This is a genomic window from Anoxybacteroides voinovskiense (genome assembly GCF_014196205.1).
GTDB classification, from domain to species: Bacteria; Bacillota; Bacilli; order Bacillales; family Anoxybacillaceae; genus Anoxybacteroides; species Anoxybacteroides voinovskiense.
Map to the genome: position 1 here is coordinate 1 of NZ_JACIDE010000039.1, position 15,079 is coordinate 15,079.

The 15,079-nt window shown below is 43.9% G+C and carries 14 protein-coding genes; 3 read left to right on the plus strand and 11 right to left on the minus strand.

All coding sequences use genetic code 11. From position 1 onward, the window contains the following. Positions 1-107 precede the first annotated feature (107 nt). From GGR02_RS16585 to GGR02_RS16610, 6 genes are all read right to left on the minus strand, one after another. Positions 108-1,721, minus strand: a complete 1,614-nt coding sequence (locus GGR02_RS16585) for a long-chain-fatty-acid--CoA ligase (RefSeq protein ID WP_183186053.1) — start codon at positions 1,719-1,721, stop codon at positions 108-110. A gap of 17 nt (positions 1,722-1,738) precedes the next feature. Further along, entirely contained in the window at positions 1,739-2,515 is a 777-nt protein-coding gene (locus GGR02_RS16590; RefSeq protein ID WP_183186054.1) for an SDR family oxidoreductase, read from the minus strand. Between the two features lie 189 nt (positions 2,516-2,704). After that, the gene (locus GGR02_RS16595; protein ID WP_183186055.1) at positions 2,705-3,586 is read right to left on the minus strand and encodes an NAD(P)-dependent oxidoreductase; all 882 of its coding nucleotides are present in this window, start codon (positions 3,584-3,586) and stop codon (positions 2,705-2,707) included. Between the two features lie 39 nt (positions 3,587-3,625). Then, on the minus strand, positions 3,626-3,850 hold the full coding sequence (locus tag GGR02_RS16600; RefSeq protein ID WP_229706265.1) for a TM2 domain-containing protein: 225 nt from the start codon (positions 3,848-3,850) through the stop codon (positions 3,626-3,628). A gap of 60 nt (positions 3,851-3,910) precedes the next feature. Then, entirely contained in the window at positions 3,911-4,696 is a 786-nt protein-coding gene (locus tag GGR02_RS16605; protein ID WP_183186065.1) for an SDR family oxidoreductase, read from the minus strand. Positions 4,697-4,803: 107 nt separating this feature from the next. Further along, positions 4,804-6,777, minus strand: a complete 1,974-nt coding sequence (locus tag GGR02_RS16610; protein WP_183186057.1) for a methyl-accepting chemotaxis protein — start codon at positions 6,775-6,777, stop codon at positions 4,804-4,806. A gap of 198 nt (positions 6,778-6,975) precedes the next feature. Here GGR02_RS16610 and GGR02_RS16615 point away from each other — a divergent pair, with 198 nt between their 5' ends. After that, positions 6,976-7,638: a GNAT family N-acetyltransferase gene (locus GGR02_RS16615; protein WP_183186058.1), complete on the plus strand. Its 663-nt coding sequence runs from the start codon at positions 6,976-6,978 to the stop codon at positions 7,636-7,638. Between the two features lie 74 nt (positions 7,639-7,712). Continuing rightward, positions 7,713-8,264 carry a spore protease YyaC gene (gene yyaC / locus GGR02_RS16620; protein WP_183186059.1) on the plus strand — a complete coding sequence of 184 codons (552 nt, stop codon included), beginning with the start codon at positions 7,713-7,715 and terminating at the stop codon, positions 8,262-8,264. 34 nt (positions 8,265-8,298) lie between these two features. Here the strand turns inward: yyaC and ptsP are convergent, their stop codons facing one another. The 4 genes from ptsP to glcT form a co-directional block, all read right to left on the minus strand. Next, entirely contained in the window at positions 8,299-10,017 is a 1,719-nt protein-coding gene (ptsP, locus tag GGR02_RS16625) for a phosphoenolpyruvate--protein phosphotransferase (RefSeq protein WP_183186060.1), read from the minus strand. Beyond that, positions 10,017-10,283, minus strand: a complete 267-nt coding sequence (locus GGR02_RS16630; RefSeq protein ID WP_183186061.1) for a phosphocarrier protein HPr — start codon at positions 10,281-10,283, stop codon at positions 10,017-10,019. Before GGR02_RS16630 ends, ptsP begins: the two co-directional genes overlap by 1 nt. A gap of 111 nt (positions 10,284-10,394) precedes the next feature. Further along, a complete protein-coding gene (gene ptsG / locus GGR02_RS16635) occupies positions 10,395-12,407 on the minus strand; it encodes a glucose-specific PTS transporter subunit IIBC (RefSeq protein WP_183186062.1) in 2,013 nt (670 codons plus the stop codon). A 238-nt stretch (positions 12,408-12,645) separates the two neighbouring features. Next, positions 12,646-13,491, minus strand: a complete 846-nt coding sequence (glcT, locus tag GGR02_RS16640) for a glucose PTS transporter transcription antiterminator GlcT (RefSeq protein ID WP_183186063.1) — start codon at positions 13,489-13,491, stop codon at positions 12,646-12,648. A gap of 155 nt (positions 13,492-13,646) precedes the next feature. On the opposite strand from glcT, the gene GGR02_RS17700 reads away from it, so the two are divergent. Then, positions 13,647-13,769, plus strand: a complete 123-nt coding sequence (locus GGR02_RS17700) for a hypothetical protein (protein WP_260175199.1) — start codon at positions 13,647-13,649, stop codon at positions 13,767-13,769. A 34-nt stretch (positions 13,770-13,803) separates the two neighbouring features. Here GGR02_RS17700 and GGR02_RS16645 read toward each other — a convergent pair whose 3' ends face one another. Beyond that, complete coding sequence (locus tag GGR02_RS16645; RefSeq protein WP_183186064.1) at positions 13,804-14,952, minus strand: cation:proton antiporter; 1,149 nt, start codon at positions 14,950-14,952, stop codon at positions 13,804-13,806. Positions 14,953-15,079 lie beyond the last annotated feature (127 nt).

The window sequence follows — 15,079 nt, forward strand, 5'->3', positions numbered from 1 at the left end:
TTTTTTGCTCATCCCCCTTCTGTTCAAGGAATCCTCCCCTTGAAACATATGGAAGAGGATTTAGCTTCCTCCCACAAACATTTTACTCATACGAAGAGCGGTTCGTTTTATTGTTTCGACTGAGCCGCCTCTTCGCGCAACACGCGGCGCAAAATTTTCCCGACGTTCGTTTTCGGCAACTCTTGGCGAAACTCGACGATGCGCGGCACTTTATAGGAAGCTAAGTTTTGGCGGCAATGTTCGATCATTTCCTCAGTACTTACTGTTTGACCGTCTTTCGGCACGATGACTGCCTTCACCGTTTCTCCACGATAAGCGTCCGGAACGCCGATCACAACCGCTTCTTTTACTGCTGGATGTTCGTACAACACTTCTTCTATTTCGCGCGGATACACGTTATACCCGCTAGAGATAATCATATCTTTTTTCCGGTCAACAATCGTGACGTATCCATCTTCATCCATCGTCGCTAAATCGCCCGTATACAACCAGCCGTCGCGCAACGTAATAGCTGTTTCTTCTTGTTTGTTCCAATACCCTGTCATCACTTGTGGACCACGAATAATTAATTCACCGAGCTCCCCTGGTTTTAATTCTTCTGTGCCGGTTGCAACATCGACAATTTTATATTCTGTCATCGGCAACCCAATCCCGACCGTCCCCGGCTTTCGTTCCGCAAACGGCGGATTGCAATGCGTTACCGGTGATGCTTCAGAAAGCCCATATCCTTCTAACACAAGCGCACCTGTTTTTCGTTCAAATTCTCGCATCAACTCCACCGGCATCGGCGCACTTCCGCTATTGCACATTTTCATGCTATGAATGCCATATTGCTCAACATTCGGTGTATTTGTAATCGCGACGTACATCGTTGGAACGCCTGGAAACGATGTCGGTTTCTTCTCTTTGATTGTCTGTAACACTTCTTGCAAATCAAAGCGCGGCAATAAAATGTTCGTTGCCCCGACATAAATGGCTAAATTCATGCCCGATGTCATCGCAAATACGTGGAAAAGTGGGATAACCGTCAAATATCGCTCCGCGCCAAACTCAATCTTGTCTTTAAAAAACTCCACGCACTGCATGACGTTCGCCACTACATTTCGATGTGTGAGCATCGCCCCCTTCGAACGTCCTGTCGTGCCGCCTGTATATTGCAATACTGCCACATCATGTTCTGGATCGATCGCTACCAGTTGCACGTGACCGTCTCCTTGCGCTAAAAATGCTTCGAATGTCATATCTGGCGCGAACGATGAGGAGGACGGCTGCAGGCTAACGACAATCACTTGCTTCACCGACGTATTCGCTTGTACCGCTTTCACTCGTGGATAAAGCGCATCGTACACAACGATTGTTTCTGCCCCCGAATCTTGCAATAAGTAAGTCAATTCCCGTTCAACGAGCATTGGATTGACTTGGGTGACGATCGCACCGGCGCGCAAAATACCGTAGTAAGAAATGACGTATTGCGGACAGTTCGGCAGCATAATCGCGACGCGATCTCCTTTTTTCACGCCTTGTCTTTGTAAGCTAGAAGCAAATTTTTCGACTAAATAAGCAAGTTCACCGTAGGTAATTTCTTGATGGTAAAAAGAGATGGCGGAATGGTTGCGGTATTGCTGGGCACGTTCTTGTAAAATGTCACATAACGTTATCTTCGGAATGTCAAATTCTGTGGCAATATGGCTTGGGTAAAGTGAAAACGCTTTCTTTTTCATCCTTTCTCCTCCCCGAATTAGCAATAAGCATGTGAACCACCGTCAACGACAAGCAATGAGCCGGTCACAAAATTAGACGCATTCGATGCGAAAAACAATACAGCTCCTTTTAAATCATCCTCCCCGCCGAACCGCTTCAACGGGATATTCGCTAAAATTTGCTCTTTTCCTCGCTCAATCACCACCTTTGACATTTTCGTCGGGAAAAAGCCTGGCGCAATCGCATTGACGCAAATGCCATATTCCCCCCACTTCACCGCTAAATCTTTCGTAAACGTAATGACCGCCCCTTTACTTGTGTTATATGCAATCGTGTTCATTACATTCGGATTCGTGCCACCAAGACCGGCAACCGAAGCGATGTTAATGATTTTTCCCTCTCCTTGCTTTATCATCACTTTTCCAACTGCTTGGCTCATTAAAAACGTTCCAGTGATATTTACGTCCAACACTTTTTGCCACGCTTCAAGCGGCATGTCTTCTACTTTCGCTCCCCACGTTGCCCCGCTATTATTCACTAAAATATCAATTCTCCCAAATGTAGCCACCGTTTGTTCTACTACCGCATTCACATCATCTATATTCGTCACATCGCACGGCAATGCTAATGACTGTACACCAAGTGCCTCAAGTTTTTCTTTTACTGCTTCGCACGCGTCGAGTTTACGTGAACAGACGACGACGTTTGCACCAGCTTCCGCCAATCCGATGGCGATTTGTTCGCCAAGTCCGCGACCTCCACCAGTGACGATCGCTGTTTTTCCTGTAAGCCGAAACAATTCAAGCGCATGCATACACATCCCTCTTTCTTGTTTAAAATAAAAACGCTTCCCTTTTACTCCCTTACACTCTACGTGAACAGTGCGACTAGTTACCAACCTCCTTTATACTAACCAGTTAGTATGTAATGTAATTTCACTATACATCTACTAAATAAAATATTCAATATTTTCCGAAAAATAATTATTTAAGAAAGACACGCGCTAGTGCGCATGTCTTTCGTTGACATATCGTTTATACAGCGCTTGTGTGCCGCTATTTTCTTCGCCCATTCCAGCCAGCTGCTCGTACATTTCTTTCGCTAGTGCAAGCCCAGGAAGTTGCAAATTCATTCGCTCTGCCTCGGCTAAAGCGATTTTCATGTCTTTGATAAAATGTTTCACATAAAAACCTGGCGCGAAGTTTCCAGCGAGCATACGCGGTGCTAAATTGCTTAGCGACCAACTTCCTGCTGCTCCTTGCGAAATGCTTTCGAGCACTTTTAATGGGTCAAGGCCGGCTTTTTGCGCATAAGCAAGCGCTTCACAAACTCCAATCATATTTGTGGCAATTGCGATTTGATTACACATTTTCGTATGTTGCCCAGCACCTGCTTTTCCTTGGTAAACAATGTTTTTGCCAAGCACAGCAAAAATTGAGCGGCACGCTTGAAACGCTGTTTCGTCGCCACCGACCATTATCGTCAACGTACCGTTTTTTGCACCAACATCTCCCCCTGAAACAGGGGCATCTAGCGCGAACACTCCACGCTTTTTCGCAGTTTCGTAAATTTTTTCCGCTAATGATGGCGTCGATGTCGTCATGTCGATTAAATACGCACCAACTCGAACATTTTCGATTAAACCTGCTTCGCCAAAATACACTGCTTCGACATCGCTCGGATATCCAACCATCGTAATCGCTACATCGACTTGTTTCGCTAACGAAGCGACCGTTTCTGCCCAAACCGCTCCTTCTGCTAATAGCGACGATGCCTTTTCTTTCGTGCGCGTATAGACAACGAGTGAATATCCTGCCCGCAACAAGTTGTAGGCCATGCTTTTTCCCATCACGCCAAGGCCGATAAATCCAATGTTCACCTTCATTCCTCCTATGGAAAAGAACCTTGGCGATCCGCCAAAGTTCTAGTCTTCCGAAACGACGTTGTACTCGCGATTAAATTCCTCATCCGATTTCAAAAGATATAAAATGCCTTCAATTAAGCCAATAATGCTTGGAATCCCTGTCCACGAAAACAATAAATACAACACCCCTTGACCGAGTTTTCCGAGGTAAAACTTATGAATCCCAAGTCCCCCAAGCAAAATCGCCAACACTCCCGCCACGACTTTACTTTTCACATCCGCCACTCCCTTTCGCTATAAAGGTGGTTTATGTATATTCTACGTGGCAAGGAAGTAGTACTTTTGCTAAATCGATTTGACCATGCCACCGTCCACAAGGAACGATTGTCCAGTCATGTACGAATTTGCGTCCGACAACAAAAACGTAACGACTTTTGCAAATTCTTCTGGCGTTCCGTATCGTCCGAGCGGAATCGTGCTTTTCATGCGCGCTTCCATTTCTTCTTTTGTAATGCCAAACTTTTCAGCGTTGAGCTTGTCTAAAAATGCTACACGCTCCGTCGCGATTCGTCCTGGTGCTACTGTATTAATTAAAACGTTATATGGCGCAAATTCTTGTGCTAACGTTTTCGTCAATCCGACGATGCCGGTGCGAAACGTATTCGACAACAGCAAGCCTGGAATTGGCTCTTTAATAGAAGAAGACGCGATATTGACAATCTTTCCGCCTTTTTTCTTTAAATATGGGAGCGCTTCTCGAATAATGCGGATATAGCTTAATAAATTTAGCTCGAACGCTTTATACCATTCTTCATCAGTCATCGTTTCAAACGTGCCTGCTGGCGGTCCTCCGGCGTTATTGACAAGCAACTCAATCGTTCCGTACGTTTCGATCGTTTTTTCGATAAGATGATGAATATCTTCTTTTTTCGTAATATCTGCCGGAACATAGGCGACATTCCCTTTTTGCAAAGAGCGCAGTTCTTTTTCAACTTCTTGCAATTTTTCTGCATTGCGGCTTGTCAACATGACATTGGCGCCTTCTAAAACGAGCTGTTTCGCAATCGCTTTTCCAAGCCCTTGACTAGAGGCAACAACAAGCGCTGTTTTTCCTTCTAAACGAAGTTCCATCACTCTTCCCTACCCTTCTTCTTTTTTTTATACTCTTTCGGCATTTTTCTTTGTTTTCCTTCTATCGTAAGAAAAAACGCGCAACCCAAGGTTTGCGCGTTCCGTTTTTACACATCAAACTTTTCCACTAACTGCTGTAAATGACGGCCCATATCGCTTAATTTTTCTGCTGATTCTGTCACCGTACTTAACGCTTTTAATTGGTCGTCAGCGGACGCTGCTACTTCTTCGGCGGACGCTGCGGCTTGCTCGGCAATGGCCGAAATGTTTTGCATTGCTTCGACGACTTGGTCTTTGCTTTCGTTCATTCGTTGTACTTCATCGGTAATATTAGAAATTGACGTTGTTAATTGTTCCATCATCGTTGCAATCTTCATGAACGATTCGCCTGTGACGTGGACGGCTTGCTCTTGTTCTTCGTTCATATCTTTGGAACGTTCGACTGCTTGCATTGCTAAGTCTACTTGTTGCTGAATGGTCGCAATCGTCTGCCGGATTTGTTCTGTTGCTTGTGAAGACTGTTCGGCAAGTTTTCGAACTTCTTCTGCCACTACCGCAAATCCTTTTCCATGCTCACCTGCTCTTGCCGCTTCGATGCTAGCATTTAATGCTAATAAGTTCGTCTGTCCGGAAATCGCTGTAATTGTTTGAATGACTTCGTCAATTTTTTTCATTTTGACGACGAGATCGGTCATTACCTTTCCTACCGACTGCAGCTCGTCTTTTGCTTCATTTGATTTTTGTTGCAATTCGTTTAATTTTTCAATACCGTTATAGCTTGCATCTTTCGTGTCGTTGGACAACGCATGCATCGCGGATGCTGCTTGAGCAACTGTTTCAATTTGGTTCGAGAGCATTGCCGTCCGTTCGTTAATCGTATCTAAATCGCTCGCCTGTTCGGACATGCCTTTCGCAATATCGCCAATAGCGGTCGCCACTTGGTCGCTTGTCGTCATCGTTTCTTCTGCTACGGCGCTTAAATGGTCAGCAGACGCGGCGAGCTCGTTGACAGATTCGTGCACTTGATGAATGAGCCCCTTCATCTCCCGCACCATATGGTTAAAATGCTCGGCAAGCTGGCCGATTTCATCTTTCGCTTTCGTTTCTACTTGTACATTCAAATCTCCGTTCGCTACTTTTTCTAGTTGTTCTTGCAAATACACAATCGGCTTTACAATCGAACGCGCCATAACGTAAATAACAGCGATACCGATTAATACCGCAATAGCCGTAATAAGCAGCATTTTCATCGCAAGCGAATCGCTTACGGCAAACAAGTCTTTTTCTTTATAAACCGCACCGACTTTCCACCCTAAATTTGGAATGGTAGTGAAATAAAGCATGCGCTTTTCATTGTCTTGTGTATACTCATGCAATCCACTGTTATGCTGCATCATATATTTCACGACAGCATTATTAGACATGTTTTTCCCTTTATACTGCGGATGAACGATAGCAATACCTGTTTGGTCAAATAATATTGGATATCCATGGTAGCCAACATCCATGCTGTTTACGATTTTCGCTACAGCATCTAATGACAGATCGACCCCTACTACTCCAATTACTTGACCACCGTCGGTAATCGCTTTCGCTAATGTTACAATGTATTGCCCTGTCACTGCGTCAACATATGGGTCTGTCCAAATCACTTCATCAGGATGTTCTGTCGCTTTTTGATACCACGGACGTGACGTCGGGTCATAGCCAGCTGGTAAATCGACTTTTGGTGTCGTGTACATTTTTTTATCGGGTGTACCGACATAAATAAGCTGCGTATTTTGGTGAATCTTTAAAAAACTTTGAAACTCTCCATCAACTGACGGCCATAAATTTTCATTCTTTAACATTTGCAATACCATCGGCGACTGGCTAAATTGGCGCAAGCTATGTTCTTCGCTCACAAAGCTAGATTGAACATCTTTCACCAATTGCTTAACAAGCGCATTCCCACGATTGCTGACATCATTGCGAATTATGTTTTTCGTTTCAACAACGCCGACAATTTGTGTCGCCGCTAATGAACCAATCATTAATAATGCCATTAAGACGATGAGCTTCGTACGTAATGTTTTGAACACTGGTTCGTTCTCTCCTTTGTCAAAATATATCGTATATTGTCGAACGGTTATTTCCATTATAAAGCCCTTTCTAGCAATCGTCTATAGGAGTACATTCTTAAATAAGAAAAAGAAACTGGAAAACACATTTTTCTTGCATCGTTTGAACGTATTCATATATGATGAAAAATTAATAGCTTATTTCCAAGGGGTGGGATTATGTATCGAAAAGAAATATACGTTTTTCACGGAGATATGGCAAAAAAAGCAATCATTCGTAACTATACCGCTAGTGATTTCCCCGCGCTCATCCGCGTTCAACAAGAAAGTTTTCCGCCACCGTTTCCTTCCGAGCTATGGTGGAACGAAGAACAATTAACAAATCATGTGACTTTATTTCCAGAGGGGGCGCTTTGCGCCGAAATAGATGGCCGCATCGTCGGTTCGATGACCGGCTTGCTTGTCGATTTTGACCAAACACACCCTTCTCATACGTGGGAGGAAATGACAGACGGCGGCTATATCCGCAACCATCGACCGGACGGCAATACGTTATATGTCGTTGATATTTGTGTTTCTCCTAGCTATCGAAAATTTGGGCTTGGCAAATGGTTAATGCAATCGATGTACGAAGTCGTCGTCCGCTTAAACGTTGACCGACTGCTTGGCGGTGGAAGAATGCCAAGATATCATCGCTACGCAAAAGAGATGTCTGCGCAACAATACGTGGAACACGTCCTATCCGGGAAGCTAAAAGATCCTGTGATTACGTTTTTGCTTCGTTGTGGCCGCCTGCCAATTGCCCTTGTTGAAAACTATTTAGAAGATGAAGAGTCGTGCAATTACGCCGTATTAATGGAATGGAAAAATCCTTTTAAATAAATTGGCAGGGATTACGCTATTTGTCGCGAATAAAACAAAATATAAACGAAATGCGCGAAAGAAGGTTGACTGCTGTGCAGTTTATTTCTTACGATAATCCGTTAGCTCCATTGCTTATTCGCAACCATCTGTTTTCTTTTCTTCCGACAACAACAGAACAAATTGTCCTTTTATGTATCGGAAGCAACCGAATTAACGGCGATAGTTTAGGGCCGTTTGTCGGAACGTTGTTGACAGGGCTTTACCCAAATCATTTAACCGTCATCGGCACATTAAAAGAACCGCTCGATGCGACGAACTTAGGAGCAACCATTCACCAGCTTACCATCTCACCGTCGACGTGCGTCGTAGCGATTGACAGCGTCGTCGGCATGCAGCCGTATGTCCATTCAATCGCCATTCGGTCTGGACCACTAAAAGCAGGGTCAGCTTTAAACAAACGATTTCCTGCTGTCGGCGATGTAAGCATTATGGGAGTAATGCTAGAAGAAAAGAAGGAGCTACATGAATTGCCATACACAAATTTACATGTCGTCTATCAAATGGCGCGTGCCATCGCCACCGGCATTTCGTTAACCGTTCGCCAACGGTTTAGTTACCATACAACATCCCCTGTGCTTACGTAAACGGGTAAAGCGGTGAAAATCCACCGCTTTACCTTTATTCGATATGGAACGTTTGCTTCACAAAAGCAACGACTTCTTCAGCTGTATTCATCGATAAAATCGTTTCTTTCAAACTAGCAGTTTCTTCTTTCGATAATTTTTTCAATTGCGAACGAGCACGCAACACAGAAGTAGCGCTCATGCTGAACTCATCTAATCCTAAGCCGAGCAAAATCGGAATTGCTAGCTCTTCGCCTGCCATCTCCCCGCACATGCCTGCCCATTTTCCTTCTTTATGCGCTGCATCGATGACGTTTGCAATCAATCGCAAAATAGCTGGGTTGTATGGCTGATAAAGGTACGATACTCGTTCGTTCATCCGGTCTGCCGCCATCGTATATTGAATTAAATCGTTCGTTCCGATGCTGAAGAAATCCACTTCTTTTGCGAATTGGTCAGCAAGCACTGCTGCCGCTGGGATTTCGACCATCATCCCAACTTCAAATTCCGCTACTGGCACACCTGCCTGTACTAATTTTTCTTTTTCTTCTAAAAGAACCGCTTTTGCTTGCCGGAACTCATCGACTGTTGCAATCATCGGAAACATAATTTTTAAGTTGCCATATACGCTCGCGCGCAGCAATGCCCGTAGTTGCGTGCGGAACATTTCTTGCATTTCTAAACATAGGCGAATTGCCCGGAACCCTAAAAATGGATTCATTTCTTTTGGAAGCTCTAAATACGGCAGTTCTTTGTCGCCGCCAATATCGAGCGTACGGACGACAACTGGCTTTCCTTCCATCCGCTCCAATACCGTTTTATAGGCAACAAATTGTTCTTCCTCTGTCGGCAATTCCGAACGGCCCATGTACAAAAACTCTGTTCGGTACAATCCAATGCCTTCTGCGCCATTCGCTAGCACACCTTTTACGTCATCAGGCGTTCCGATGTTTGCGGCTAATTCAACATGGTAGCCATCGCTTGTCACGGTCGGTTCATGGACTAATTTTGCCCATTCTGCTTTTTGTGCCTCAAAACGAGCGCGTTTTTCGTTATATTGCGCCAATTCCTCTTCCGACGGATTAACGACTACGCGACCGTCTAAGCCATCAACAATGATGAGATCACCATTTTCGATTTCTGCCGTCACTACTTTCGTTCCGACAACAGCTGGAATTTCAAGTGAGCGCGCCATAATCGCTGAGTGAGACGTGCGCCCACCAATGTCGGTCGTAAATCCTTTTACGTATTGCCGGTTTAGCTGAGCAGTGTCTGACGGTGTTAAATCTTCGGCAATAATCACAACCTCTTCAGAAATAAGGCTTGGATTAGACATCGTCACTCCAAGTAAATGTGCAAGCACTCGCTTCGTTACGTCACGAATGTCAGCAGCGCGTTCTTTCATATATTCGTTATCCATCGCTTCAAACATCGCCACAAACATCGATGCCACTTCGTCCAACGCATATTCTGCATTCACTTGTTCTAAAGAGATTTTCTCTTTAATCGGATTCAATAGTTCCGGATCGCTTAAGACGAGAAGATGCGCCGAGAAAATCGCCGCCTTATCTTCGCCTAACGTTTGCAGCGCATGGTTTTTAATTTGTTCCAATTCCGTTTTCGCTTTTGCAACTGCCTCGTCAAAGCGTGCAATTTCCGCTTCGACATCTGTCACTGTCTTTTTTTCCACAACGAGATGAGGGGTTTCCAAGCGGTACGCCTTGGCAATGGCGATCCCGCTCGATGCAGCAATACCTTGAATATGTTTTGACATTATTGTGCAAGTCCTTCTTTTGCCAATGTTTCCGTTAACGCTGCCATCGCTTCTGCTGCATCTGCACCCTCTGCCGTAATTTTAATTTGCGCTCCCTTCGGAACACCTAAAGACATGACACCCATAATCGATTTTAAGTTCACTTTTTTGCCGTTGTACTCTAAATGAATATCGCTATTAAATTTGCTTGCTGCTTGTACAAGCAACGTCGCCGGACGGGCATGAATTCCAGAGTCAGCAGTAACTGTAAATACTTTCTCAGCCATGGTCATCAATCTCCTTTTCAATATGGTTTGTTGTCATCATAACAAACATTTATGTTCCATTCAATGGAAAAGTCACATAGAGAAACGAAACGTTTCTCTATGTGTGTGCCATTAACCGATTGTAACGATATTGTCTTCGCCTTTTGTTACCGTGCCTTGTTTTTCAATGTTGACTGCTTCGTTTGCTTTTAAGTTAGTAAAAATAATCGGCGTAATGACAGAAGGCGCATTGTTTTTCACATAGTCTAAATCTACTTTTAACAACGGCTGGCCTTTTTTCACTTCATCGCCTTGAGAAACGAGTGCTTCAAAGCCTTTTCCGTTCAATTTCACCGTATCGATCCCAAAGTGAATTAAAACTTCTCTTCCGTTTTTCGATTGAATACCGATTGCGTGTTTTGTTGGGAATACGTTCACAATCGTTCCGTCAACCGGAGAAACAACTGTTCCGTCGGTCGGCATAATTGCAAAACCGTCTCCCATCATTTTTTGCGAAAACACTTGATCTGGCACTTCTGAAAGCGGCAATACTTCTCCTGTTAATGGAGCTGCTACTTTTTCTATTCCAGTGCTTACAGCTGTTGTTTTTACTTCTTCTTTCGCCCGCGCTGGCACGCGACCTTCCATAATGTCTTTTATTTGGCTCTTTAACGTATCAGACTTCGGTCCGAAAATCGCTTGTACGTTGTTGCCAACTTCAAGAACCCCTGCTGCACCTAACGCTTTGAGACGGTCTTTATCGACATGTTGAATGTCGTTCACCGATACGCGTAGGCGAGTGATGCACGCATCTAAATGCGCGATGTTTTCTTTTCCACCAAGTGCCGCTAAAATTTCGTATGGTAATTCATCTGCCCCTGCTGTCGCAGTTGCCGTTGTTTCTTCCGCTTTTTCACGACCAGGAGTTGCTAAATCCCATTTACGAATTGCAAAGCGGAACCCGAAATAGTAAATCACTGCAAACACTAACCCAACTGGAATAACGAGCCACCAAGCCGTACGGTTTGGCAACACCCCGAACAATAGGTAGTCAATGACCCCACCAGAGAACGTCATCCCGATTTTCACGTTCAAGAGGTGCATCAACATAAAGGATAGTCCAGCAAAAATCGTATGGATGGCAAACAATGCTGGCGCAACGAATAAAAACGAGAACTCAATTGGTTCTGTAATCCCTGTTAAGAACGATGTTAATGCGGCAGAAGCCATAATACCTGCGACTACTTTTTTGTTCTCTGGGCGCGCTTCATGGTAAATCGCAAGCGCAGCGGCCGGAAGCCCGAACATCATGAACGGGAATTTTCCTGTCATAAATGTTCCCGCTGTTAACGGCACTCCGTCTTTTAACTGAGCAAAGAAGATTTTTTGGTCACCATGAACCACTTCCCCAGCTTTATTGACATACTCCCCAAACTCAAACCAGAACGGTGCGTAGAAAATATGGTGCAATCCGAACGGAATTAATGCACGCTCAATGACCCCGAAAACAAATGCAGCTAACGGCTTGTTTGCATCGATCATATTATGTGAGAATGCATTTAGCCCGTGTTGAATCGGTGGCCATACCCATGTCATCACAATCCCAAGCACAACAGCAGATGCCGCAGTTACAATCGGTACGAAACGTTTACCAGCGAAAAATCCTAAATATTGTGGGAGTTCAATTTTATAATATTTATTGTACATATACGCTGCCATAATCCCGACGATAATCCCGCCGAAGACACCTGTTTGCAACGTTGGAATGCCTAACACATTGGCAAATGATGGGTCTTTCCCGATTTGATCGGCGGTTACTCCTAATACAACACTCATCGTGATGTTCATAATTAAATAACCGATAATAGCTGCTAGTCCGGCAACCCCTTCACCACCAGCTAAACCAATCGCAACCCCTACAGCAAAGAGAAGCGAAAGGTTAGAGAACACAACTCCCCCTGCTTGTTCCATTACTTTTGCAATCATCACAACCCAAGCTGCTTTTAACGCCGGAAGCTTGTCCGTTAACGCTGGGTTTTGCAACGCGTTACCAAATGCAAGCAAAATACCGGCTGCCGGCAAAATCGCAACAGGAAGCATAAGCGCTTTACCGACTTTTTGCAATGTGCCAAACGCTTTTTTCATCGTTACTCCTCCTTTGGTTATAAGCTTTGCAACAAACGTTTTTTCATACGTTTTCCAAAATCGTCGGACGTCCGACAATTGTAAGCATTTGCAAAGCATGGAAAAACAAAAGGCATGAGCAAAAGAAGAAGACAATAGAACGCTTACAATAAAAAGGAAACTTCCTTATTATTGTTTGTCCTACCGTTCCTTCTTTACTCATGCCTGATCGAATCAGTAACACGTAAAGATGAAACCATTATCCATTTTTTTTTGCAAGCCTTTGCAAATGCATCGTTAAATAAACTGCTTCTGCCTCATCTACCGGCAGTTGCAACGTTTGTTGCATCACTTTTACTAGCTTCCATGCAACATTATAGCATAGCGGATATTCTTCTTTCAATACTTTTAGCAATTTTTTTGGTTCTTCGACACGTTCTCCGTTTTTCACCCGTTCAATCGCGTAACGCAAGTGGCGGATAAACCGTAAGTAGTGAATGCTGTCGCGATCGATCGTAATGTCAAGCTGCTCTTCGACGATAGCAACAAGTTTCGCAATTAGCTGCGAATGTTGATTCACTTCAGCAAGGCTTTGCCGTGAAATGCCGCTATGAATATGTAGCGCAATAAACCCTGCTTCCCCTTCCGGCAATTGGACGTGCAGTTTTTCATTAATCATGTCAACGACTTCTTGAGCAATTTGGTATTCTAACGGATATAAGCTTTTCGTTTCAAGCAAAAATGGATTTTTTAAATCAAGGCCTTGCTCCATTCGCTTTATCGTAAACGAAATATGGTCAGTTAACGCAACATGGATATGTTCATTAAGCGGTGCGTTTACACGTTTTTTAATATGCTGCATAATTTCGTTCATGACCCCAATGAACTCTTCATCAAGCTCTGGCAGCAACTTCTTATATTGTTCTTGTTCTCGTTCGTTTTTTAAAATAAACCATTTTTCTACCGCGCTTTGTTCGATAACGTCCCCTTTTTTCTTGCCAAATCCGATTCCTTTTCCGAGCAACACGACTTCGTCGTACTCGGGGTGTGAGGCAATTAAAACGTTATTGTTTAGCACTTTTTCGACGCGAAAGGACTTGCTCACAAAGCCCAACTCCTTTAATTTAAACGTTTGCAATACTATCATCTTACGCAACCATTTCTTGTTCGTCAATGACGAAAAACGTACAAACTTGATGCATATATTTTTTTGTTTTCCTGATTATACTATGTACAAGTCACGTAAAAGGAGGAAAGAGAATGGCGAAAAAAGGAAGGCAAAACAAAGTAAGCGAAGAAGTTGCAAATCCTACTGTATCGAAAGCAGAAGCAGAAATGGCAAGAGACGGTCAAACAAAACAAGCAAAGAAAAACCGTTCCTAACGAAAAAGGGTGGCTTCTGCACACCCTTTTTTCGCTAGGCAGCATGTTCGTTCGCTTCTTTTTCTTTAAATAATATTTTTAACAACGGTGGGGTGACAAGCGTCGTGATGAGCACAACGACAACAATGGCGGCAAATAAATCAGCCGTTAATAGCTTCGCTTCCAACCCGATCCCTGCGATAATGAGCGCTACTTCTCCACGCGACACCATCCCTGCTCCAATCGCTAGCGAAGGTTTCCACGTAAATCCTGCTAATTTCGCTCCAAATGCCGCACCGACGAGCTTGGTAAAAATAGCCAAGATGCTTAATCCAACGATGAGCCAAATATGCTCGCTGACGCCAGAAAGCTCCACAGTAACCCCAATCGATGTAAAAAACACAGGAACGAAGATGGAATAGCTAATCGTTTCTACTTTATGAAAAATTTCTTTTTTATAGTCGGTAAAACTGACGCCAATCCCAGCGATGTACGCCCCAATAATGGCTGCAACCCCTGTTGCTTCCGCAAAATAAGCAAACGAAAAACAAATAATTAACCCCGCAGAAATAATGGCCTCATCGACGCGTAGCGGCGCAAACAAGCGCAAAACGATCGGAATGATTTTCCAAGCTGCTGCAATCGCAACCGAAAAAAAGAGGACTTTTTTCAATACGACCGCTCCTAGTGCGACATCGCTTCCCGCAATACTCATTAAAAACGCTAAACTTACAATTACAAGAATATCATCGATTACTGCCGCCCCTAAAATAGTTGCCCCTTCTTTTGACTGCAATTGATTCATTTCTTTTAATACTTGAACGGAAATGCTAACGCTTGTCGCGGACAATAAAAGACCGAGAAAAACTGCTTGGATATGTGTTAGTCCGATTGCCGTCCCGGCAACATATCCTAACGATAATGGCACAACAATGCCGAGTATGCCGACGAACGTCGCTGCTTTCCCCGTCCGTTTAAACTCGTCCATGTCCGTTTCTAGCCCCGCAATAAACATGAGTAAAATAACCCCGATTTGGCTCACTTCTTTTAAAATTTCGGTATCGGTAACGATCCCAAGCACCGTCGGACCGAGCACAATGCCAATTAATAGTTTCCCTAATACCGCCGGCTGCCCAAGCCGAACGCTCATGTCTCCTGCGATTTTCGACGCAAATAAAATCGCAGCCAGTTGCAAAATAAACATCGCTCACACTCCTTATCAATATCCACTACGTGTAGGTTATCAATTTTATTAAAATCATAAAATAACGACAAAGATTTTAATAAAATTGTTTATCAGTCCATGTAGATTAAGCGACATGTACTCTGAT

Excerpts from the sequence above, each read along its gene's own strand:
- GGR02_RS16615 (WP_183186058.1), top strand. The coding sequence starts at position 6,976 with ATGTATCGAAAAGAAATATACGTTTTTCACGGAGATATGGCAAAAAAA.
- GGR02_RS16585 (WP_183186053.1), bottom strand. The coding sequence starts at position 1,721 with ATGAAAAAGAAAGCGTTTTCACTTTACCCAAGCCATATTGCCACAGAA.
- GGR02_RS16605 (WP_183186065.1), bottom strand. The coding sequence starts at position 4,696 with ATGGAACTTCGTTTAGAAGGAAAAACAGCGCTTGTTGTTGCCTCTAGT.
- ptsG (WP_183186062.1), bottom strand. The coding sequence starts at position 12,407 with ATGAAAAAAGCGTTTGGCACATTGCAAAAAGTCGGTAAAGCGCTTATG.
- ptsP (WP_183186060.1), bottom strand. The coding sequence starts at position 10,017 with ATGTCAAAACATATTCAAGGTATTGCTGCATCGAGCGGGATCGCCATT.
- GGR02_RS16630 (WP_183186061.1), bottom strand. The coding sequence starts at position 10,283 with ATGGCTGAGAAAGTATTTACAGTTACTGCTGACTCTGGAATTCATGCC.
- GGR02_RS17700 (WP_260175199.1), top strand. The coding sequence starts at position 13,647 with ATGGCGAAAAAAGGAAGGCAAAACAAAGTAAGCGAAGAAGTTGCAAAT.
- GGR02_RS16590 (WP_183186054.1), bottom strand. The coding sequence starts at position 2,515 with ATGCATGCGCTTGAATTGTTTCGGCTTACAGGAAAAACAGCGATCGTC.
- GGR02_RS16595 (WP_183186055.1), bottom strand. The coding sequence starts at position 3,586 with ATGAAGGTGAACATTGGATTTATCGGCCTTGGCGTGATGGGAAAAAGC.
- GGR02_RS16645 (WP_183186064.1), bottom strand. The coding sequence starts at position 14,952 with ATGTTTATTTTGCAACTGGCTGCGATTTTATTTGCGTCGAAAATCGCA.